At 69.6% G+C, this 20,589-nt stretch carries 16 protein-coding genes; 10 read left to right on the top strand and 6 right to left on the bottom strand.

Annotated features, from left to right (window positions below; translation table 11 throughout):
• Positions 1–12: 12 nt before the first annotated feature.
• The 4 genes from RN607_RS10840 to RN607_RS10825 form a co-directional block, all read right to left on the bottom strand.
• On the bottom strand, positions 13–615 hold the full coding sequence (locus RN607_RS10840) for a GDSL-type esterase/lipase family protein (protein WP_313542568.1): 603 nt from the start codon (positions 613–615) through the stop codon (positions 13–15).
• The gene (locus tag RN607_RS10835) at positions 612–4,355 is read right to left on the bottom strand and encodes a multifunctional oxoglutarate decarboxylase/oxoglutarate dehydrogenase thiamine pyrophosphate-binding subunit/dihydrolipoyllysine-residue succinyltransferase subunit (protein WP_376784159.1); all 3,744 of its coding nucleotides are present in this window, start codon (positions 4,353–4,355) and stop codon (positions 612–614) included. The genes RN607_RS10840 and RN607_RS10835 overlap by 4 nt, the downstream gene beginning before the upstream one ends.
• Positions 4,356–4,452: 97 nt before the next feature.
• Complete coding sequence (locus RN607_RS10830) at positions 4,453–5,265, bottom strand: ABC transporter permease (RefSeq protein WP_313497071.1); 813 nt, start codon at positions 5,263–5,265, stop codon at positions 4,453–4,455.
• Positions 5,262–6,194 (bottom strand): ATP-binding cassette domain-containing protein, encoded by a 933-nt coding sequence (locus RN607_RS10825; RefSeq protein ID WP_313497070.1) that lies wholly within the window; start codon positions 6,192–6,194, stop codon positions 5,262–5,264. Before RN607_RS10825 ends, RN607_RS10830 begins: the two co-directional genes overlap by 4 nt.
• 113 nt (positions 6,195–6,307) lie before the next feature.
• Here RN607_RS10825 and RN607_RS10820 point away from each other — a divergent pair, with 113 nt between their 5' ends.
• The 3 genes from RN607_RS10820 (at position 6,308) to RN607_RS10810 (ending at position 9,655) form a co-directional block, all read left to right on the top strand.
• Positions 6,308–7,624, top strand: coding sequence for a hemolysin family protein (locus RN607_RS10820; protein ID WP_313497068.1), 1,317 nt, complete (start codon positions 6,308–6,310; stop codon positions 7,622–7,624).
• Positions 7,621–8,655 carry a hemolysin family protein gene (locus tag RN607_RS10815; RefSeq protein ID WP_313497066.1) on the top strand — a complete coding sequence of 345 codons (1,035 nt, stop codon included), beginning with the start codon at positions 7,621–7,623 and terminating at the stop codon, positions 8,653–8,655. Before RN607_RS10820 ends, RN607_RS10815 begins: the two co-directional genes overlap by 4 nt.
• Before the next feature lie 130 nt (positions 8,656–8,785).
• A complete protein-coding gene (locus RN607_RS10810) occupies positions 8,786–9,655 on the top strand; it encodes a M15 family metallopeptidase (RefSeq protein WP_313497064.1) in 870 nt (289 codons plus the stop codon).
• A gap of 25 nt (positions 9,656–9,680) precedes the next feature.
• Here RN607_RS10810 and RN607_RS10805 read toward each other — a convergent pair whose 3' ends face one another.
• Together RN607_RS10805 and RN607_RS10800 are read right to left on the bottom strand one after the other, a co-directional pair.
• Positions 9,681–10,640, bottom strand: coding sequence for a patatin-like phospholipase family protein (locus RN607_RS10805; protein WP_313497062.1), 960 nt, complete (start codon positions 10,638–10,640; stop codon positions 9,681–9,683).
• 158 nt (positions 10,641–10,798) lie between these two features.
• Complete coding sequence (locus tag RN607_RS10800) at positions 10,799–11,626, bottom strand: class II aldolase/adducin family protein (RefSeq protein WP_313497061.1); 828 nt, start codon at positions 11,624–11,626, stop codon at positions 10,799–10,801.
• A 216-nt stretch (positions 11,627–11,842) separates the two neighbouring features.
• On the opposite strand from RN607_RS10800, the gene pgmB reads away from it, so the two are divergent.
• From pgmB to RN607_RS10765, 7 genes are all read left to right on the top strand, one after another.
• Positions 11,843–12,514 (top strand): beta-phosphoglucomutase, encoded by a 672-nt coding sequence (gene pgmB, locus RN607_RS10795; RefSeq protein ID WP_313497059.1) that lies wholly within the window; start codon positions 11,843–11,845, stop codon positions 12,512–12,514.
• A 5-nt stretch (positions 12,515–12,519) separates the two neighbouring features.
• On the top strand, positions 12,520–13,389 hold the full coding sequence (locus tag RN607_RS10790; protein WP_313497057.1) for an aldo/keto reductase: 870 nt from the start codon (positions 12,520–12,522) through the stop codon (positions 13,387–13,389).
• A 373-nt stretch (positions 13,390–13,762) separates the two neighbouring features.
• Positions 13,763–15,097, top strand: a complete 1,335-nt coding sequence (locus RN607_RS10785; protein ID WP_313545431.1) for an ABC transporter substrate-binding protein — start codon at positions 13,763–13,765, stop codon at positions 15,095–15,097.
• A gap of 86 nt (positions 15,098–15,183) precedes the next feature.
• Positions 15,184–16,065 (top strand): carbohydrate ABC transporter permease, encoded by an 882-nt coding sequence (locus RN607_RS10780; protein ID WP_313542564.1) that lies wholly within the window; start codon positions 15,184–15,186, stop codon positions 16,063–16,065.
• A complete protein-coding gene (locus tag RN607_RS10775) occupies positions 16,062–16,934 on the top strand; it encodes a carbohydrate ABC transporter permease (RefSeq protein WP_313542562.1) in 873 nt (290 codons plus the stop codon). Before RN607_RS10780 ends, RN607_RS10775 begins: the two co-directional genes overlap by 4 nt.
• Positions 16,931–19,510: a family 78 glycoside hydrolase catalytic domain gene (locus RN607_RS10770; RefSeq protein WP_313542560.1), complete on the top strand. Its 2,580-nt coding sequence runs from the start codon at positions 16,931–16,933 to the stop codon at positions 19,508–19,510. Before RN607_RS10775 ends, RN607_RS10770 begins: the two co-directional genes overlap by 4 nt.
• Entirely contained in the window at positions 19,507–20,559 is a 1,053-nt protein-coding gene (locus tag RN607_RS10765; RefSeq protein WP_313542558.1) for a family 43 glycosylhydrolase, read from the top strand. Before RN607_RS10770 ends, RN607_RS10765 begins: the two co-directional genes overlap by 4 nt.
• Positions 20,560–20,589 lie beyond the last annotated feature (30 nt).

Here is a 20,589-nt window from a genome sequence, read left to right as displayed (position 1 = left end):
ATCGCCCCGGCTTCAGGAGTCGGTGCGCTCCAGGCCCAGCCAGTCGTGCCACGCCGAGTGGAGGACCAGCCACGCCATGAGGCCGTAGCCGGCCTGCTGCGGGAGCTCGTCGCGACCGGTCGCCATGTCGGTGATCCACTGCTCGTGGCGCGCGAGCGGGCTGTACATGTCGATGTACGGCACCGCGCGCCTGGCCGCGGCCTCCTCGCACAGCGCGGCGAGCTCGGCGATGCGCTGGTTGTGCTCGTCGCGACCCGGTGGCGGGCCTGCGAGCATCGCGGAGAAGCCCAGGGCATGCGCACGGTCGAGCGCGTTCGCGATGTTCAGGCGTGTCATGGTGGGAGACACGCCTCGCAGCACATCGCCCCGTCCGATCGCGAAGAGCACGTGTCGCGACGCGTCAGGCGCGTCGGAAGGGCCGAGGCGACGCAGCGCCTCCTCGTCCCACCTGCTCGTCATCTGACCGCTCGTCTCGCCGGGGACCGCCAGCACGTGGAACGCGAGGCCAGGGGCGAGTGGAAGGGTCCGCGCCGCCACCCGGCCTGTCCACCCGAGCGCCTTGGGGTCGCCCAGGCCGGCGACCAGCTCGTCTCCTACGAAGAAGACATCCCTCATCGTGCGAATGCTCGTGCCACGAGCTCCTCCTGCTCCTGCTTGTGCCGAGAGGCCAGGCCGGAGGCGGGAGAAGCCGACGCGGGACGCGAGACCACCGACACCGTCGTGTCGATGAGCTGCGGAAGGCTGAGCGAGATCTTCGACCACGCCCCCTGGTTCTGCGGCTCCTCCTGAACCCAGACCACCTCGGCTCCATCGTAGGGGGCGAGCGCCGCCTTGATGGCGTCGTGGTCCAGCGGGTACAGCTGCTCGAGCCGCACGATGGCGGTGGTGCGGTCGCCGGAGCGGTCGCGCTGCGCCTCGAGGTCGTAGTAGACCTTCCCGGCGCAGATGAGCACGCGCGTCACGTCCTCGGGATCGAGGGTGTCGGGGATCGCAGGCAGGAACGTTCCCGTGGTGAAGTCCGCCACCTCGCTGGTGGCCGCGCGCAGGCGCAGCATCGACTTGGGCGTGAACACGATCAGCGGCCGCCGAGGGCGGTCGTACGCCTGTCGACGCAGCAGGTGGAAGTAGCTCGCCGGTGTGGACGGCATGGCCGCGGTCATGTTCTCCTCGGCGCACAGCTGCAGGAACCGCTCGATACGGGCCGACGAGTGGTCGGGTCCCTGCCCCTCGAAGCCGTGGGGGAGCAGCAGCACGACGGACGACGACTGGCCCCACTTCTGCTCGGCGGAGGACACGAACTCGTCCATGATCGTCTGTGCCCCGTTCACGAAGTCGCCGAACTGGGCCTCCCAGAGCGTCAGCGCGTCAGGGCGCTCCACCGAGTAGCCGTACTCGAAGCCGACGCAGGCGTACTCGCTGAGCGGCGAGTCGTAGATGTGCAGGCGCGCCTGGTCGGAGCTGAGGTACAGGAGAGGGGTCCATTCCGCGCCCGTGCTGCGGTCGTGCAGCACGGCGTGGCGCTGCACGAACGTGCCTCGTCGGGTGTCCTGGCCGGCGATCCGCACCGGCACGCCCTCCTGGAGCAGCGTGCCGAACGCGAGCACCTCGCCGTAGCCCCAGTCGATGCCGCCCTCGCGGCTCATCTCCTCGCGCCGCTCCATGAGCTTGGCGAGCTTGGGATGCACCGTGAAGCCCTCCGGCGGCCGCATGTGCGCGCGGCCGATCCGTTCGAGCTGGCTGGGCGCGACCGAGGTCTGCCAGCCGACCATGACGCCTGCGTCCGTCGATTGCGAGCTGGGCAGCTCAAGCCCGGAGATCGACTCCGTGGAGGTGCCGCCGAACCCCTCGCGGGTCTCGAGGAACACCCGCTCGAGCTGCGCCAGGTAGTCGCGGGACACCTGGTCGGCCTCGTCGGTCGTGATGTCGCCGCGACGGATCAGCGACTCGGTGTAGAGGTGGCGGACGGACCGCTTGGCCTCGATCAGGTCGTACATGCGCGGCTGCGTCATCGACGGGTCGTCGCCCTCGTTGTGCCCGCGCCTGCGGTAGCAGACCATGTCGACGATCACGTCGCGGTGGAAGGTCTCGCGGTACTCGAAGGCGAGCCTGGCCGCGCGCACGCACGCCTCCGGGTCGTCGCCGTTGACGTGGAAGATCGGGATCTGGAAGCCCTTGGCCATGTCGGTGGCGTAGCGCGTGGAGCGCGAGTCCTGCGGTCCGGTGGTGAATCCCACCTGGTTGTTGATGATGACGTGCACCGTGCCGCCGACGCGGTAGCCGCGCAGCTGGGACATGTTCAGGGTCTCCTGGACGATCCCCTGGCCGGCGAACGCCGCGTCGCCGTGGATGAGCACGGGGAGCACGGGGTAGCCGTCGGTGGCCGGGTCGGCGCCCATCGCGTCGAGCTTGGCTCGCACGATGCCCTCGAGGACCGGGTTGACGGCCTCCAGGTGCGACGGGTTCCCCGCGAGGTACACCTGCGTGGTCTCGCCGGTCTCCGCGGTGAACACGCCTTCGGTGCCCAGGTGGTACTTGACGTCGCCCGAGCCCTGCACGGAGCCGGGCAGGGCGGTCCCGTCGAACTCGGAGAAGATCTGCGAGTAGGACTTGCCTGCCAGGTTCGCGAGCACGTTGAGGCGGCCTCGGTGGGCCATGCCGATGCAGACCTCCGCGATGCCGGACACGGCGGCGGAGGAGAGCACGGCGTCGAGCAGCGGGATCAGCGACTCGCCACCCTCGAGCGAGAAGCGCTTCTGACCCACGTACTTGGTCTGCAGGAACGCCTCGAAGGCCTCAGCGGCGTTGAGGCGGCGCAGGATCCGCAGGTGCTCGTCGCGGTCGGGGCGCGTGAAGCCGTGCTCCAGGCGCTCCTGGAACCACTGACGCTGCCCACGGTCGGCGATGTGCATGTACTCGAGGCCGATCGTGCGGCAGTAGGCGTCGCGCAGGCGGTTGAGGACGTCCCGCATCTTCCAGCGGTCCTGACCCGCGAACCCTCCCGTGGGGTAGGTGCGGTCAAGGTCCCACAGCGTCAGGCCGTGGGTCTGGACGTCCAGGTCGGGGTGCTTGCGGGGCCGCGAGCTCAGCGGGTCCACGTCGGCCATGAGGTGACCGCGGGAGCGGTACGCGTGGATCAGCTCGGCGATCTTGGCAGGCTTTGCCGCCTCGGCGGCCTCGTCGGTCTCGGCGTCCTGGACCCAGCGGACGGGCTCGTACGGCACGCGCAGCGCGGAGAACACGCGGTCGTAGAAGCCGTCGAGGCCCAGCAGCTTGCGGTGGACGATAGCCAGGAACTCGCCGGACTGGGCTCCCTGGATCACGCGGTGGTCGTACGTCGAGGTGAGGGTCATCACCTTCGAGACGCCGAGCCGGGCGACGGTCTCGGGGTTGGCGCCCTCGTACTCGGCGGGGTAGTCGAGCGCGCCTGCGGCGATGATCGCGCCCTGGCCCTGCATGAGGCGAGGCACCGAGTGGACGGTGCCGAGCGTGCCCGGGTTGGTGAGAGTGATCGTGGTGCCCTGGAAGTCCTCGGGCTGCAACGTGCTGCGCCGCGCGCGCTTGACCACGGCGTCGTACGCGACCCAGAACTGGTCGAAGTCCATCTGGTCGGCGTTCTTGACGTTCGGCACCAGCAACTGCCGGGAGCCGTCCTCCTTCGCCAGGTCGATCGCGATGCCCAGGTGGACGTGCTCGGGGTGGCTGAGCAGCGGGCGCCCGGCCTCGTCGGTCGTGTAGAACACGTTCATCGCCGGCAGCGCGTCCAGCGCCTCGACCAGGGCGAACGCCACCAGGTGCGTGAAGCTGACCTTCCCGCCGCGGGTGCGTGCCAGGTGGTTGTTGATGACCACCCTGTTGTCCTGGAGCAGCTTGGCGGGCACGGGGCGGACCGACGTGGCGGTCGGCACCTCGAGCGACGCCTCCATGTTGGCGACGACGCGGGCGGCCGGACCGCGCAGGCGCTCCATGCCGTGATGGAAGTCGCGCGACTCGCGCTGCTCATGGTCGGGGTTCTGCAGGTACAGGGCGGTCGGCGCCTGAGCGGTGGCGATCGGCTGCGTGTGCTGCGGGTCGTCCAGCGCGCGGGCGAGCGCAGGCGCGGCGAGGCTTGCGTCGGCTGCGGGCTGGTGGGGGACGGTGGGGCTTGACGTAGCGCCGGAGGGGGACTCCTGGGCCGGCTCGACCTGCCGTGCCGGCGTCATTGCCGGCTCGTGCGTCGCGTTCTGCGCGCCACCACCCAGAAGAAGGGAGGCGACGGACGGTGCATCCGCGGCGTGCACGATGGAGGTGCGGTCGGTGTCAGGCGCGCTGGTGTCGGGGGACACGTGGGGGCCGCTCACTTTCTCGCGAGTTCGCATCTATGCGTGGTGCATTACCTATCATCGGGCTTCAACGTACGGGCGTGAACCGATGCGCCTCGATTTTGGCAAATCGTTACGCGATCAGGGACGTCGGTCACGTGACATCGCGTCGCAGGGTGGTCGCCCATCCGATGAGGGCCGCGACGGCTCCGTACCCCACGAGCACCAGCAGCCCTGCCCACGCGGGCAGCAGGGTCGACATCCCGGCAGCGGAGTAGATGCTGCTGCCTGCGAGCGCCTCGCCCGCCGCGCCCGGCAGGAACCTGGCGACGGGCGCGAGCTGGTCCACGAGGCCGAGCGCGATCCTGAGGATCGGCTCGACCAGCTGGGTCCAGCCGAGCAGCACGACGATGGCCGCGACCTGGTTCGTGATCGCCGTGCCGAAGCCGACTCCCACCAGCATCCACGCCGTCATCGCGACGACGGACAGGCCGATCGAGCGGAGCACGTCCGGGTCGGCGAGCAGCGTCGGCTGGTGCGCGATGGCGAGCGAGGCCGCGCCGGCGCCGACGGCTGCCACGGCGGACACGACGCCGTAGAGCACGGCGAAGGGGAGCGCGGCGACGACCTTGCCGACGATCAGCCGACCACGCCTGGGCTCGGCGAGCAGGGTGGTCGCGAGGGTGCGGTGACGGAACTCGCCCGTCATCAGGATCGCGCCGAACGACATGGGGAAGATGTAGCCGAGCGACACGCCCAGCGTGTAGACGGACACGGCGAGGTCCTTGGGGGCCATCACCACGGGCTGACCGTCGATGCCGGTGCTCGTGTTCGCGCCTCCGAGGCCGAAGGCGAACGCGAGCGCCGCCGCGAGGCCCGCGACCATCACCGCCATCAGCACCAGGAGCACCCACCACAGGCGCGTGGTCGTGATCTTGCGCAGCTCGGAGCGGATCGACGCGCTCATGCTTGCGGCTCCTGTCCGCCGGTCGTGGTCGCGGCGGCGACCGGCACGTCCTCGGTCATCTGCAGGAAGACCTGCTCGAGGCTCTCGCCCCGCTCGGCGAGGCCGTGGACCTCGAGGCCGACGGCGTGTGCGGCGCTGCCGACCTCCGCGGCGGAGGCCCCGGTGATGATGGCCGTGCCGTCGGCTTCGATGCGGGTGCCCGCCCACCGCGACGTGAGCCTGCCAAGGCCGTCGGCGTCGGGGGATCGGAGCGCGACCTCGGGCGATGTGAGCTCGTGCATCGCGGCGAGCGACGACGCATGCCGGACGCGCCCCCGTGCGATGACAACCACGTCGTCCACCGTCTGCTCCACCTCGGCGAGCAGGTGGGAGGACAGGAGCACGGTGCCGCCCTGCGCGGCGAACGCGCGCAGGAAGGCGCGCATCCACGTGATGCCGGCGGGGTCGAGCCCGTTGGCCGGCTCGTCGAGCACGAGCGCCGCGGGCTCGCCGAGCAGCGCGGTCGCGAGGCCCAGGCGCTGGCGCATGCCCATGGAGAAGCCGCCGACGCGACGATCGGCCGCCTCGTCGAGTCCCACCATGGTAAGCACCTGGTCGCAGCGGTCGTCCATGACGCCGGCGAGCGGGGCCAGCGTCCGCAGGTGGTCGCGGGCGCTCCGGCCGGGGTGGAAGCCGGGATCCAGGTGGGCTCCGACCACCTTGGCGGGGCGCGACAGCTGGTCGAGCCGTGCGCCGTCGAAGGTGGCCGATCCGGAGGTGGGAGAGAGCAGTCCGAGCAGCGCCCTCAGGGTGGTGGTCTTGCCGGCCCCGTTGGGTCCCAGGAAGCCGGTGATGCGGCCGGGCTCCGCCACGAAGCTGGCGTCGTCGACCGCGATCACGTCCTTGTAGCGCTTGGTGAGCCCGTCGATGACGATGCGCGGTCCGTCCATGAACCCTCCTTCGGGTTTTGTTATAGAAAATCTATAACAGATTCCCGTCTGTACCCGCGACGCGAGCGCCTGTATCCTGGCCTCACCATGGACTCTGACAGTACCGAGCGCCCATGACCGAGTGGATTCTCGTAGGCGCTGGCATCCTGCTCACCTTCGGCACCGCGGTGTTCGTCGCCGCGGAGTTCTCCCTGGTGGCGCTCGACCCCTCACAGGTGGACGAGGACGCGCCAGGGGGCCGACGCATCCGTCGCTCGCTCCGGCACCTCTCCACCCAGCTCTCCGGAGCCCAGGTAGGCATCACCCTCACGACCATCCTGCTCGGCTACACCGCCCAGCCGGCGCTCTTCACGCTGCTGAGCATCCCGCTCGAGTCGACCTCGCTCACGCGTGGCGCCGTCGCCGGGCTGGCAGGCGTCCTGTCGCTCGTGATCGTCAACGCATTCTCGATGATCGTCGGCGAGCTGGTGCCCAAGAACGCCGCGCTCGCCGACCCTTGGCGGACGGCCCGCATCGCCGCTCCGCTCAACGCCGGCTTCACCGTCGCGCTGCGTCCGGTGATCGCGCTGCTCAACGGTGCCGCGAACGGGATCCTCCGCAGCGTCGGCATCGAGCCGAAGGAGGAGCTGTCGGGCGGCAGGTCCCGCCAGGAGCTCGCCGCGCTCGTCCGCCGCTCCGCGGAGGCGGGCACCCTCGACGCCTCGACGGCTCTGCTGCTCAAGAACTCCATCGAGATGGACGACCTCGCCGCCATCGACGTGATGACGGACCGCACCCGGATGCAGACCCTGCCGGCGGACGCCACGGTCGACGACGTGATGTCGCTCGCCCGCGCGACGGGTCACTCCCGCTTCCCCGTGTGCGGGGAGGGGCCGGACGACGTGCTGGGCCTGGTGCATCTTCGCGCCGCCTTCGGCGTCCCTGCGCAGGACCGGCCGACCGTCAAGGCGGCCGCGATCATGGTCGACGCGCCGCGGGTGCCCGAGACCATGGCGCTCGCCCCGCTGCTGGTCGAGCTGCGAGGGCTGGGCCACCAGTGCGCCATCGTCGTCGACGAGTACGGGGGCACCGCCGGCATCGTCACGCTCGAGGATGTCGTCGAGGAGCTGGTGGGAGAGGTCGCCGATGAGCATGACCGTCGGCGCGTCGAGGCGTACAGGACCGCAGGCGGCGCGTGGATCCTCCAAGGGCTGCTGCGTCCCGACGAGGTGCATGAGGCGACCGGCCTCGTGATCCCCGAGTCGCCCGCATACGAGACGGTCGGCGGGTTCGTGATGGCGCGACTGGGCCGCGTGGCCGCGGTGGGCGACCAGGTCGAGGCGGAGGGCCTCGTGGTCCGCGTCGAGCGCATGGACGGCCGACGCGTCGACAGGGTCAGGATCGAGCCGATGGCCCGCGAGGACGACGCCGAGCAGGAGGGCGAGCGATGAGCGCCCAGATGATCGCGACCATCGTCGCGCTGCTCGCGGCCAACGCCTTCTTCGTGGGTGCCGAGTTCGCGGTCATCTCCGCGCGCCGCTCCTCGATCGAGCCCCGCGTCGAGGAGGGCTCGCGAGCGGCCGCGACGGTGCTGTGGGCCATGGAGAACGTGTCGCTCATGCTCGCCACCGCCCAGCTGGGGGTGACGGTGTGCTCGGTCAGCCTCGGTGTGGTCGCCGAGCCCGCGGTCGCGCATGCGCTCGAACCGGTGCTGCATGCCGTGGGCATCCCCGACTCCGCCGCGCATGGCGTGGCCGTCGCCATCGCCCTGCTCGTCATCGTCGGCCTCCATGTGGTGGTGGGCGAGATGGTGCCCAAGAACGCCGCGGTGTCGAGCCCCGACCGTGCCGCCCTGCTGCTCGGTCCGCCTCTGGTGTGGCTCGGACGAGTGGTGCGCCCTCTGATCACCGCGCTCAACTGGATGGCGAACGCGACCCTGCGGTTGCTGCGCATCGAGCCGCGCGATGAGGTCACGTCAGCGTTCACCGCGGACGAGGTGCACCAGATCGTCGAGCGCTCGAGCGAGGAGGGGACGCTCTCCGACGCGGCGGGCCTGCTCACCGGGGCGATCGAGTTCTCCGACAACGTCGCCGCGGACGTGATGGTGCCGATCGACGCGGTCAAGGGCGTGCCCGCCGGTGTGACCGTCGAGGACTTCGAGCGGGCCGTCACGGAGACGGGCTTCTCCCGCCTCCCGGTCATGGATGAGGGCCGATGCGTCGGCTACCTGCACATGAAGGACACGCTCTTCGCGCGTCCCGGCGAACGCGAGGATCCGATCCAGCCGTGGCGCGTGCGGGACCTCCCGACCGTGGCGCACGACGACGAGGTGGAGACGGTGCTCGCGCGCATGCGGTCGACCGGCGCTCACGTGGCCGCCGTGGCGCGTGACGGGCACACCGTCGGGCTGCTGTTCCTCGAGGACATCATCGAGGAGCTGGTGGGCGAGGTGCGGGACTCGATCGCCCGTGGCAGGGCATGAGATACCTCGCACCCCGCGGTTCTGCGACCTTCGTCACCAGTCCGTCGACTCGTCGTGATCATTCCGTTATCATTGGGCGAGCGTCCAGCCGATCCCCCCGGCAGGACGCGCTGATTGCGATGGCGGATTTGTGAGGACCTACGTGAACGTGCGCGCTCAAGCGCCGCAAGGCGATGCTTCGGCTGCCGCCGCGCGCGGACACCGCCGTTCGCGCCGGCTCAGGCGTCTCCGGGAGACGCAGGAGCTGAAGATCCGGACCACGCATCGGCGCCGCCAGACTCTCACCCGGGGTGGCGTCGTCGCCGCGTTCGCGCTCGCGATGCTCGTGTATCCGATCGCAGGAACCGTGCTGCCGTATGCGAGCGCGCTGGGCGAGATCCCTGGCGTCGTCGTAGGCGAGGCGCCTTCGACGGCGCACGCGTTGCTCGGCCGCGGGCCCCAGCTGATCGAGTCGAGCCTCGCGGCGCCGTCGGTGGACGAGGTGGCGAGCGCGATGGCGGTGTCGGACAAGTACACCGTCAGCCAGTACCTGCCTGATTGCGATCCGTCGTCGGTGGTGAGCGCCCAGAACGGCAAGCTCCCGTCAAGCGAGCTGTGCGAGATCCCGGGCGGCTCCTTGCTGCGTGCGGATGCCGCGGTCGCGTTCGCAGAGATGAACGCGGCCTTCAAGGCGAAGTTCGGGCGTGACCTGTGCGTAGGCCAGGGCTACCGATCCCTCGCGGAGCAGTACGCGGTCAAGTCCTCGCGTGGGTACCTGGCCGCGACGCCGGGGAAGTCCGTGCACGGGTTCGGGCTCGCCTTCGACCTGTGCGGCGGTGACGACACGGGCGCGACGAAGGCCTGGCTCAACGCGAACGCGGCGACGTGGGGCTGGGAGAATCCCAGCTGGGCGAAGACCAGCAAGTGGGAGCCGTGGCACTGGGAGTACGAGCCCGCCACGAGCGCCATGGACCTGTACGGCAGCGGGTACTGGGACGCCGATGGAGGCACCTCCGACTGACCCGACGGGTCTGCGCCCGGTCCGGTCAGGAGAGCGTGGGCGTCCTGCGGTCGCGGCGTCGCAGCATCGACGCGGCGTCTGACGCTCCGGCGGCGAGGACCCTGTCGGCGTGGGCACGTGCAGAATCGACGTGCGCGCGTGCAGCCTCGAGCGGGCCCGCTGAACCATGCCGGATCACCTCGGCTGCGGCGCGCGCCACGGCCTTGTCCGCCGGGTCTCGCGGGCGCGGGCTCACGACGTCGTACTCGGCGAGCGCCTGCTCGGCTGCCTCGCGTCCCAGCTCGATCAGACCCGGGATGTCGCGCGCGACCCACTGCGACCGCTGACCGATCTGCGGCCGGACCATGGTCACGCGGGAGTCGATCTCGAGCTCGTGGACCTGGGTGCTGGTCCGGTAGCGGGGGAGGGCGTCCCATTCGGCCGCGAGCCGGACGCCGATCACGTCGCTCGCGCCCGTCTCGAAGGCGGCCTGGAGGGGGAGGTTCTGCACCACGCCCCCGTCGACGAGCAGATGGCCCTTGAGGCGCTGAGGCCGGAACAGGCCCGGCACTGCGATGGAGGCGGAGATCGCGTCGGCGAGCGAGCCGTGGGACAGGAGCACGGCACCGCCCGTGGACACATCCGTCGCGACCGCGCCGAAGGTGAGCGGGAGGTCCTCGATCCGGAGGTCCCCGCCGGCAACCTGCTCGATGGTGCGGCGCAGGCCCTCGGTGTCGAGGACTCCCAGGCCGGGCATGAAGGAGAAGGTGCCGAAGTCGCCCCAACGGGCGTCCACGACCATGGTCTCGAGCTCGTAGGGATCGATGCCTGCGGCGTACGCGGCGCCGATCACCGCGCCCGCGGATGTGCCGACGACGAGCTCGGGTCGGATCCCCCGCTCGTGGAGCACCTGCAGCACCCCCACATGCGCGGCGCCCAGGGCACCGCCGCCTCCGAGCGCGAGTCCCAGCAGTGGCGCGTAGCGCAGGTCGGTTCGGTCCTCCATGCCGCCATCGTAGGGAACGGGATGCCGGAAATGCGAGGTTTTCCCGTTCTTGGGGATGATCCGGGAGGTCCCGTTCCGACGGATTCCGGGCCGTCGGTCCTGGGAGATAGGACGAAGGCCCCGTGGAGATCCCACGGGGCCTTCGAGCGAGCGGTCGACTACTGCAACCAGGGCGAGTCGATGGAGAACGTCTCCGCGACGCCGCGGATCTCGGCGGCGCTGAGGCCCTCGGCCCTGCCGCCGGCCACGATGTCCATGTACTCGTACTTGGCGCCGGTCTCGGCGTACTCGACGCGGTCCACCGCACGGAACACGGAGATGTCGGAGCGCGACATGGTGCCGTGCTTGGACCACAGCGTGATCTCGAAGTCACGCAGGCCGGCCACGTTCTCGGCGCTCATCTTCTCGGAGCCGGGGATGCAGAACGGGAGGACGCAGATGCCCTGCGAGAGGGACACGATCGACTCGGGCTCCCAGCGGAGGATCGCACGGTTCATGGCCTCGGTGGTCTGGTACGCGGGCACGTGGCTGAGGTACGTCAGGTGAGGCGGCTGCGCGTGGACGACGGCCTGGAAGTCGACGCCCCGGCGCGCGACCTGGTCCTCGTGGACGGCCAGGTGCGAGTTGAACTCCGACGTGAGACGCGCGAACTTACGAGTGTTCGCCGTGTAGAGCGTGCCGGTGAGCCCGCCCTCGTGGATCTTGACGGCTCCGATCGCGGCGAGCGGCTCGTCCTCGATCTGGCGCAGGCGTCGGCCGGATCCAGTGGCGAGCACGGTGCCGCCGGCGAGGTGCGGTGCCGCCACGGGCAGCTCGATCTCCTCAGCGTTCGGGAAGTGGCGGCGGACCTCCACGTCCCATCCCATGTAGACGGAGATGTTGCCGGCGCCGGCCTCGGAGGCCTCGATGTCGCAGATGCGTGCGCCGGACTCGCCGATCTGCTGGATGAGCTCGTCGAGGGTCGGCTTCGGCTGGTCGATGGTCATGGGTGTGCTCCTCCTTGGGGGATGCGACGTCTGTGTCGCCTTGTCGGTCAAAGCCTTGAAACGATTCAATCATAGGCCACGAGAGACGCCTGCGTCGAAGGTCCCGGGTCCGCGCCGTCCACGCCGATGGCCGCGTGCGCGGCGCGGTGAACGTGCGTCGCGGCGGCAGGCTCCCCGATACTGGCCAGGCAGGCAACTCGACTTGGAGGCGACCCCATGACCGACCACCGCGCGGCACTCTTCGATCTCGACGGCGTCATCGTCGACACGGCGGTGCACCATTTCGCGGCGTGGCGCCGGACCGCCGCGGAGCTGGGCTTCTCGCTGGCCGACGAGGACGAGGAGCTGCTCAAGGGCGTGGGCCGCATGGAGGCGTTGCGGGTGGTGCTCGGGATCGGCGGCGTCGAGGTGTCCGACGAGGAGGCGGCTCGCCTGGCGGCGGAGAAGAACGCGCGCTACGTGGACGCGATCAGCACGATCACCCCTGAGGAGATGCTGCCGGGAGCGCACGACTACCTCGTGGCCCTGCGGGAGCGTGGCGTGCTCACCGCGCTCGGCTCCGCGAGCCGCAACGCTCCCATGATCCTGGAGCGGTTGGAGATCACGGATCTGTTCGACGCGATCGTCGACGGCTCCGTGGTGAGCGAGGCGAAGCCGAATCCCAGGGTGTTCCTCGCCGGCGCGGAGGCGCTGGGGGTCGAGCCGGCCGCGTGCGTCGTCTTCGAGGACGCCATCGCCGGGATCCAGGCCGCGCATGCGGGTGGGATGACGGCGGTGGGGATCGGGGATCCCGACGTGCTCACCGAGGCCGACGTCGTGATCCCGGGCCTGCATGCGGCGAGCACGCTCGCCGACCACGGCATCACCTTCACCGGCACGACGCGGTAGACCTCATGCGCACGCGCACCATCGGTGATGTCCAGGTCGGCGCGATCGGGCTGGGCGGGATGCCCATGTCGATCGAGGGGCGTCCCGACCGAGAGAGGTCGATTCGCACCATCCACGCCGCGCTCGACGCCGGAGTCACCCTGATCGACACGGCGAACTCGTACAACCGCGACGCAGGCGAGACGGGGCACAACGAGGAGCTGATCGCCGAGGCGCTGCGCTCGTACGGCCCGGGCTCCGACGACGTGCTGGTCGCCACGAAAGGCGGGCTGGTCCGGCCAGGCGACGGCACCTGGCTGCGGGATGGTCGTCCTGAGAGCCTCAAGGCCGCGGCGAAGGAGTCCGCGAGGCGCCTCGGGGTGGAGGCGATCGGCCTCTACCAGTTCCATCGGGCAGACCCCAAGGTGGCGTACACGGACTCGATCGGAGCCCTCGCCGAGCTGCTCGACGAGGGGGTGATCCGCATGGCCGGCGTCTCGAACGCCGAGGTAGTGATGATCGATGCCGCGCAGGAGGTGCTTGGTGGGCGGCTCGTGTCGGTGCAGAACCAGTTCTCGCCGCGATACGCGGTCACCGTGGGGGAGATGCGGCATGCGGTGGGGATGGGGCTCGCCTTCCTGCCGTGGAGTCCGCTCGGCGGCATCGCGAAGGCGGGTGCGCTGGGCGCTCGTCACCAGGCGTTCCAGGACGTGGCCGACGCGCACGGCGTGAGCCCGCAGCAGGTGGCCCTGGCGTGGGAGCTGTCGTTGTCGGATCGGGTGATCCCGATCCCGGGGGCGTCGAGGCCGGAGTCGGTGGAGGATTCCGCGCGCGCGGCCTCGCTCGCGCTGGATACGGCCGAGCTCGCGGTGCTGAGCGCGACCGTCGGCCTGTGAGGCGGCGTCCGAGTCGAAATTGAAGACTTCAATTGTATCGATTCAATAACGACGCTCCGACCGGGGCGAGGGGAGGCGCGGCGAACATGTGCCATGTGAGCGCGCACATGCGTGCTCACATCGCCTTTCGGGACCAGCGGAGAGCGCGATCTTGGCTCCGGCTCGCAGCCAAAATGCCTGCCAGATAGGATTACAGGAGGAAGGCGTGCCGCTCCCGGGTGCGCCGCGTGCTCCGCGCGGCCGTTCCGTCGCTCGGCCGGTCCTGCGATGATGGGCCTCCGTTGACAAGCATGCCCGTGCTCTCTAGCCTCAAAAATGAAGCGCTTCAAAGTCGAGGTGCCTCTCATGGCTGATTCAAGGAGGAATCGTGAACATGACCCTTGCGCCCCGCCGCGCGAAGCTCGCGGCGATCGCACTGACCGGCGTCGGGGCCCTGACCCTCGCCGCCTGCAGCTCCGGCGGCGACGGCAACGCCACCGCCTCGGGATCCACCGGAACCAGCGGATTGACCAGCACCGAGTTCACCTACCTGGGCCAGACCCAGAACACCACCATCATCAGCACCCTCGAGTCGCTCGGGTCCGGTGCGTGCTCCGCCGAGCAGGCGAGCACGCCGCTCGTCAGCGATGCCATCGACGGCACCACGTGGGATCAGCAACTCCAGGTCCTCGCCGGCAGCGACGCGCTGTCCAACATGTCGATGGCGGCCGGCACGCCATCGCTCATGAAGGACTTCATCGACGCAGGCAAGGTGCTCGACCTCACCGACGCCTTCGCGCAGCTCGGCATGACCGACCCCGTCCTCCCGGCCGCGGAGGCCACCCTCAAGCAGCTGTACCAGACCGACGACCTGTACGCCCTTCCCACCGAGTACAACATCGAGGGCTTCTGGTACAACAAGGCGCTGTTCGATCAGGCCGGAGTGACGGTGCCGACCACCTGGAGCGAGCTCGTGGACGCTGCGGCGAAGCTCGACGCCGCAGGCATCCAGCCGTTCATCGCCGCGGGCAGCGACGGATGGCCCGTCACCCGCCTCGTGGGCGACTACATCCTTCGCGACCTGGGAGCCGACGCCCTGCAGAAGGTCGCCGACGGCTCGGCGAAGCTGACGGACCCGGAGTACGTGGCAGGCGCCGACGCTGTGGCCGCGCTCGGCCAGGCCGGCTACTTCGGACCCGCCGCAGGCTCGATCGACTACAACACCGCGATGAACCAGTTCCTCACCGGCGGCGGCGCGATGTTCTACATGGGCAGCTGGGCGCTGGCCAACTTCAACGACCCCGAGCAGGACCAGATCGGCGTCGACAACATCGGCTACTTCGCGTTCCCCGAGGTCGAGGGCGGCAAGGGCAGCATCTCCGAGACTCCTGCGAACGCAGGCATCCCTGTGATGTTCACGACTGCCAACTACACCGACGACATCGGCGCATGGGTCAAGTGCATCGCTGAGAACTACGGCAACGTGGCGCTCGCCGAATCGGGCCAGGTCACAGGCTTCACCATCACCGAGACCCCCGCCGACCAGTCCGATCTGACGACGATGGTGCAGGACCAGATCGCGAACGCGACCGGCTCGATCCTCTGGTTCGAGGCGGCGTTCACCTCGGAGGGGACCACCGTGTCGCAGACCAACGGCGGCGGACTCGCCACCGGATCGCTGTCGGGCGCTGACTTCATGGCGCTCGTGCAGGCGGCCAACGAGGGCTGACCCGGCCCGCTCGCTCCCACCAGTCCGTGCCCGGCTCCCGACGCCCGGGGGCCGGGCACGGTCAACCATCAACCGAGGACATCACCGTGGAATCCGTCTTCCGCAATCGCGGCGCCACGCTGCTCATGCTGACGCCCGCATTGCTCGTCTACACCATCGTCATGCTCATCCCGATCGTCTGGTCGGTCACCTACACCTTCCAGTCCGGCAACGCCGTGACGGGCTTCGAGTTCGTCGGATTCGACAACTGGATCAAGTTCTTCGGCGACGAGACCGCGATCGATGCGCTGTGGTTCACGCTGCGCTACGCGATCGTGATGACGACGCTGCAGGTCGCTGCAGGCTACGGCCTCGCGCTGCTCTACATCTTCTTCCTGCGCAACAGATCCTCGCTGGTGCGCGCCACCATCTTCTTCCCCGTGATCCTGCCGACGGTCGCCGTCGCGCTGATGTTCACGCGCATGTTCGAGGCCGCGCCGACGGCCGGGCCGGTGAATGCCATCATCATGTGGCTCGGCGGCGACCTCACGGACTTCCTGGGCGACCCGGGCTACTCGTTCTGGGTGATCATCATCATGGACGTCTGGCGCTCGATGGGCTTCTACGCGGTGCTGCTCTACGCGGGCCTGGTCGAGATCCCGCAGGACATCATGGAGTCCGCACGCATCGACGGCGCCTCAGGCTGGAAGCTCGTGCGCAAGATCGTGTTCCCGCTGTCGCTGCCGATCCTGCTGTCGTCGCTGATCTTCTCCATCAACGGCACCCTCAAGGTCTTCGACTCCATCGTCGCGCTCACCAACGGCGGCCCTGGCTCTGCGACGACCCCGCTCACGCTCTACATGTTCCGGACGTCGTTCGCCTACGGGCAGTACGGGTATGGCAGCACGGTCGCCTTCATGCTGACGCTCCTGTGCCTCGTGGCGACCATCTTCGTCTTCCGGTCGATGCGCAAGGACGTGACCAGGTGACCGCCATCGACACCCCCTCGCGCCGCAGCCGCAAGCCGCTGAGCGTCACCCTGCGCCGCATCCCTGGCTGGATCGGCGTCGGGCTGATCCTGCTCACGGTCCTGTACCCCATGTTCTGGATCCTGATGGGCTCGTTCAAGACGCAGCCCGAGTTCCTGTCCGAGCCGTTCTGGGCGCTGCCGCAGCACTGGAACCTGGACAACTACGTGTCCGCGTTCGTCGACGGCGGGCTGGGCACGTACATCAAGAACTCCGTGATCGCGGTGTTCCCGTCGCTCGGGCTGATCCTCGTGCTCGGCACCGCTGCGGCCTACGCGCTGCAGATCCTCGTGTGGAAGGGGCGCAGCCTGGTGCTGGTGCTCTTCCTCGCGGGCATCATGATCCCCACCCAGATGATCCTGCTGCCGCTGTTCACGGTGTACTTCAAGATCGGCATCACCAGCACCATGTGGCCGCTGATCATCACCTACACGGCGATCGGGATGCCGCTCACCGTGTTCATGATCGCGACGTTCATGCGGGCCATCCCGTCCGAGGTCTTCGAGGCCGCGACGCTCGACGGAGCGAACGTGTACCGGATCTTCTGGAGCATCACCGTGCCGCTCGTGAAGAACGCGATCTTCACCGTGGCGCTGGTGCAGTTCTTCTTCCTGTGGAACGACCTCCTGATCGCGTTGACGTTCGTCACGAAGTCGGACCTTCGCACGATCCAGGTGGGCCTGCTGAACTTCACCGGCCAGTACGGCGCGGTCGACTACGGACCGCTCTTCGCGGGCATCTCCGTGACGGTGTTCGGCACGCTGGCGCTGTACGTCTTCCTCAACAAGAAGGTCATGGCCGGCATGACCTCGGGGGCGGTGAAGGGATGACCGCCGTCGTGAGGCTCCGGGCGGAGCTGCGGGCGGACGCGCTCGGCCTCGGCTCGTCGACGCCGCGCCTGTCGTGGCTCCTGGAAGGTGCGGACCAGGCCGCGGACCTCGCGGAGGCGAGGCTCCTCGGCGATGCGCGGGACGACGCGACGGCGAGCCTTGAGGCTGCCGACGGGCTGCTGGTCCCGTGGCCGTTCGCGCCGCTCGCCTCCCGTGAGCGGGTCGAAGTCGCGGTACGGGCGAGGATCGGCGGCGAGTGGACCGCGTGGAGCGAGGCGCTCGAGGTCGAGGCCGGCCTGCTCGAACGGTCCGCGTGGACCGAGCCGCTCGTGGTGCCGTCCGCGTCGGCTCCGCACGTCCTCCGGCCGTCGCACCTGCTGCGCGCCGAGTTCGCGCTCGCGGAGGCGCCGACGTCCGCGCGCCTGTACGCCACCGCACACGGCGTGTTCACCGCCACGCTCAACGGCGCAGGAGTGTCCGACGAGCACCTCGCGCCGGGCTGGACGAGCTACGGGCATCGTCTGCGGTACCGCGTCCACGATGTGACCTCGCTGCTGCGTGCAGGCGCCAACGTGATCGGCGTGGAGCTGGCGGACGGGTGGTTCCGCGGACGCATCGGCTTCGACGGTGGCCTGTGGGACGTCTACGGCGAGCACGTCGGAGCGTTGCTCCAGCTCGAGGTGACGGACGCCGAGGGTCGCACGCGCACTGTTCCGCTCGGCGGGTCCTGGGCAGCCCATCAGGGCCCTGTCGTCCGCGCCGGGCTCTACGAGGGGGAGGCGTACGACTCGCGGCTGGAACCGAGCGGATGGCAGGAGCCCGGATTCGACGCGCATGCCTGGACGATCCCCGAGACGAGGTCTGTCGACACGATCGGCGCCGCGCTCGAGGCCGCCGTGGGCGAGCCCGTGAGGCCCACCGAGATCCTGCGGCCGGTCACGGTGGAGCGCAGGGCATCGGGCCGGATCAGGCTGGACTTCGGCCAGAACATCTCCGGAGTGCTGCGCATCACGGTGGACGCGCCGGCCGGTCACACGGTGCGGCTCCACCATGCCGAGGTGCTCGAGGACGACGAGCTGGGAACCCGGCCCCTGCGGCAGGCCCCGTCCATCGACTCGTACACGGCCGACGGCTCAGGGCCGGTGACGTGGAGCCCTCGCTTCACGATCCACGGCTTCAGATACGCCGAGCTCGAGGGCTGGCCGGGCGAGCTCGCGGACGGCGACGTCGTCGCGGTGGCCATCCACACGGCGATGGAGCGTCGAGGCTGGTTCGCATGCTCCGATCCGATGCTGGAGCGCCTGCACGAGAACACCGTGTGGAGCATGCGCGACAACTTCGTCGACCTTCCCACCGACTGTCCGCAGCGCGACGAGCGCATGGGCTGGACCGGGGACATCCAGGTCTTCGCACCGGCGGGCGAGTTCCTCTACGGCGCCGACGGGGTGCTGACCTCATGGCTGCGAGACGTGGCGGCGGAGCAGGAGCCGAACGGCTGGGTCCCCAACTTCGTGCCGTGGGTCGAATGCGGCTTCCCGCGCGCGGCGTCGGCCGCCTGGGGCGACGCCGCGGTCATCGTCCCGTGGACCATGTACCAGCGGCGTGGCGACGTGGGGGTCCTGCGTGCCCAATGGTCGAGCATGACAGCCTGGGTGGATCACCTGGAGCTCCGCGTCGGTCCTGAGGGCGTGGTCGACGGATCGATGGAGCTGGGCGACTGGCTCGATCCCGCGGCCCCGCCGGACAACCCCGGCGCGGCCCGCACCGACCGCTACCTGGTCGCCAGCGCGTATGTGGTGCGATCTGCGCGGATCGTCGCAGAGACGGCCCTGCTGCTCGGGGAGGAGCAGGCAGCGGCCCGCTACGGGGCGCTCGCCGAGCGCGTCGGCCGTGCCCTGCGCAACCGCTGGTTCAGCGACCTCTCCCTGATCGCGCACGCTCCCACGGCGCTCGCGCTCGGGCTCGAGTTCCAGCTGGTCGACGACCAGGCCGTCCGCGCCCGGCTGGGCGAGCTCCTGGCCCAGGCCGTCCGGGAGGGCGGTCACCATGTCCAGACCGGGTTCGTGGGGACGCCGATCATCTGCGACGCGCTCGCGAGCACCGGCCACCTGGACGATGCCTACGCGCTTCTGCTCCAGACCGAGTGCCCGTCGTGGCTCTATCCGGTGACGATGGGGGCGACCACGATCTGGGAACGTTGGGACAGCATGCTGCCCGACGGGACGATCAACCCTGGCGACATGACGTCGTTCAACCATTACGCGCTGGGCGCGGTGGTCGACTTCCTGCACCGCGTCGTCGCCGGTCTCGCGCCGGTGGCGCCCGGGTACCGCGCGATCGAGGTGCGGCCGCGGCCGGGAGGCGGCCTCACGTCCGCGTCTGCCAGCCACCTGAGCCCGTTCGGCAGGATCTCGGTGGCGTGGACTCTTCACGACGGCGACTTCAGGCTGACCGTCGACGTCCCTCCAGGCGTCGCGGCCACCGTCATCCTCCCCGACGGCACCGAGCGCGCGGCCGGCGTCGGTTCCCACCACTACCAGGCGATTCTCGCCCAGGCTCAGGAGCATGCACGATGAACGCATCGAGGTACACCAGCTTCCGCCCGGGCGAGGAATGGCTCGACACGGAGGGCAGGCCGATCCAGGCCCACGGAGGCTCGGTGATCGAGGTCGACGGGACCTTCTACTGGTACGGCGAGAACAAGGAGTTCACGACTCCGGGCTCGCGGATCTGGCACTGGGGCGTGCGCTGCTACTCGTCGACGGACCTGTACAACTGGAAGGACGAAGGGGTCATCATCCCGCCCGACGAGGACGACCCGACCTCTCCGCTCAGCCCGCAACGCGGCATGGACCGTCCCCACATCGTCTACAACCGCTTCACCGGCAAGTACGTGTGCTGGATCAAGGTGATGTCGGGGTCGGTGCAGCTGTCGACGACCCTCGTGGCCGACTCGATCCTGGGGCCGTACGACATCGCGCGGCGAGACTTCAGGCCGCTCGGGATGTACGCCGGGGACTTCGACCTGGTGGTGGACCCTCACGATGGCAAGGGCTACTACATCTTCGAGCGGGTGCACACCGAGCTGATCGTCGCGGATCTCACCGACGACTACACGGACGTCACCGGGTACTACTCGACCCACCTGCACCACGGCCGTCCTCCGTTCACGCGTGAGGCGCCGTCGCACTTCCGCAGGGGTGGACACGAGTATCTGGTCACCTCAGGGACGACGGGCTACTACCCGAACGCCTCGGAGGTCGCGTCGGCGGCGACGATCCACGGGCCCTGGGAGGTGGTGGGCGATCCTCATCCTGACGACGCCTCGCGGACGTCCTACCGCACGCAGGTCAGCTCAGTGCTCAAGGTCCCTGGCAGGGGCCTCTACATCGCGCTCGGCGACCGGTGGCTCCCGGACTACACCGCGGATGGCGCGGAGGCGCACACGCTCTTCGACGAGTACTTCGCGAGGATCGAGGCAGGAGAGCCCGACCTGGGCATGCGCGAGCTCACCGTGCCCGACACCTCGCGTGCGCGGTACGTGTGGCTGCCGATCCGCTTCGAGGACGACGGCCGCGTGCTCATCGACTGGCGTGACGAGTGGCGGCTCGAGGATGTGCCCTGAGCCGACCCGCTCCGGGTGGCGGCGGGCGCC

This window comes from Demequina capsici (assembly GCF_032102965.1).
In the GTDB taxonomy this organism is placed as follows: Bacteria; Actinomycetota; Actinomycetes; order Actinomycetales; family Demequinaceae; genus Demequina; species Demequina capsici.
Note: the sequence above shows the minus strand (reverse complement) of the source record. Positions and strands in the feature narration are given on the sequence as shown.

Bases quoted from the DNA above. Each gene is read 5' to 3' on its own strand.
- RN607_RS10840 (WP_313542568.1), bottom strand. From the start codon at position 615: ATGAGGGATGTCTTCTTCGTAGGAGACGAGCTGGTCGCCGGCCTGGGC.
- RN607_RS10835 (WP_376784159.1), bottom strand. From the start codon at position 4,355: ATGCGAACTCGCGAGAAAGTGAGCGGCCCCCACGTGTCCCCCGACACC.
- RN607_RS10830 (WP_313497071.1), bottom strand. From the start codon at position 5,265: ATGAGCGCGTCGATCCGCTCCGAGCTGCGCAAGATCACGACCACGCGC.
- RN607_RS10825 (WP_313497070.1), bottom strand. From the start codon at position 6,194: ATGGACGGACCGCGCATCGTCATCGACGGGCTCACCAAGCGCTACAAG.
- RN607_RS10820 (WP_313497068.1), top strand. From the start codon at position 6,308: ATGACCGAGTGGATTCTCGTAGGCGCTGGCATCCTGCTCACCTTCGGC.
- RN607_RS10815 (WP_313497066.1), top strand. From the start codon at position 7,621: ATGAGCGCCCAGATGATCGCGACCATCGTCGCGCTGCTCGCGGCCAAC.
- RN607_RS10805 (WP_313497062.1), bottom strand. From the start codon at position 10,640: ATGGAGGACCGAACCGACCTGCGCTACGCGCCACTGCTGGGACTCGCG.
- RN607_RS10800 (WP_313497061.1), bottom strand. From the start codon at position 11,626: ATGACCATCGACCAGCCGAAGCCGACCCTCGACGAGCTCATCCAGCAG.
- pgmB (WP_313497059.1), top strand. From the start codon at position 11,843: ATGACCGACCACCGCGCGGCACTCTTCGATCTCGACGGCGTCATCGTC.
- RN607_RS10790 (WP_313497057.1), top strand. From the start codon at position 12,520: ATGCGCACGCGCACCATCGGTGATGTCCAGGTCGGCGCGATCGGGCTG.
- RN607_RS10785 (WP_313545431.1), top strand. From the start codon at position 13,763: ATGACCCTTGCGCCCCGCCGCGCGAAGCTCGCGGCGATCGCACTGACC.
- RN607_RS10770 (WP_313542560.1), top strand. From the start codon at position 16,931: ATGACCGCCGTCGTGAGGCTCCGGGCGGAGCTGCGGGCGGACGCGCTC.
- RN607_RS10765 (WP_313542558.1), top strand. From the start codon at position 19,507: ATGAACGCATCGAGGTACACCAGCTTCCGCCCGGGCGAGGAATGGCTC.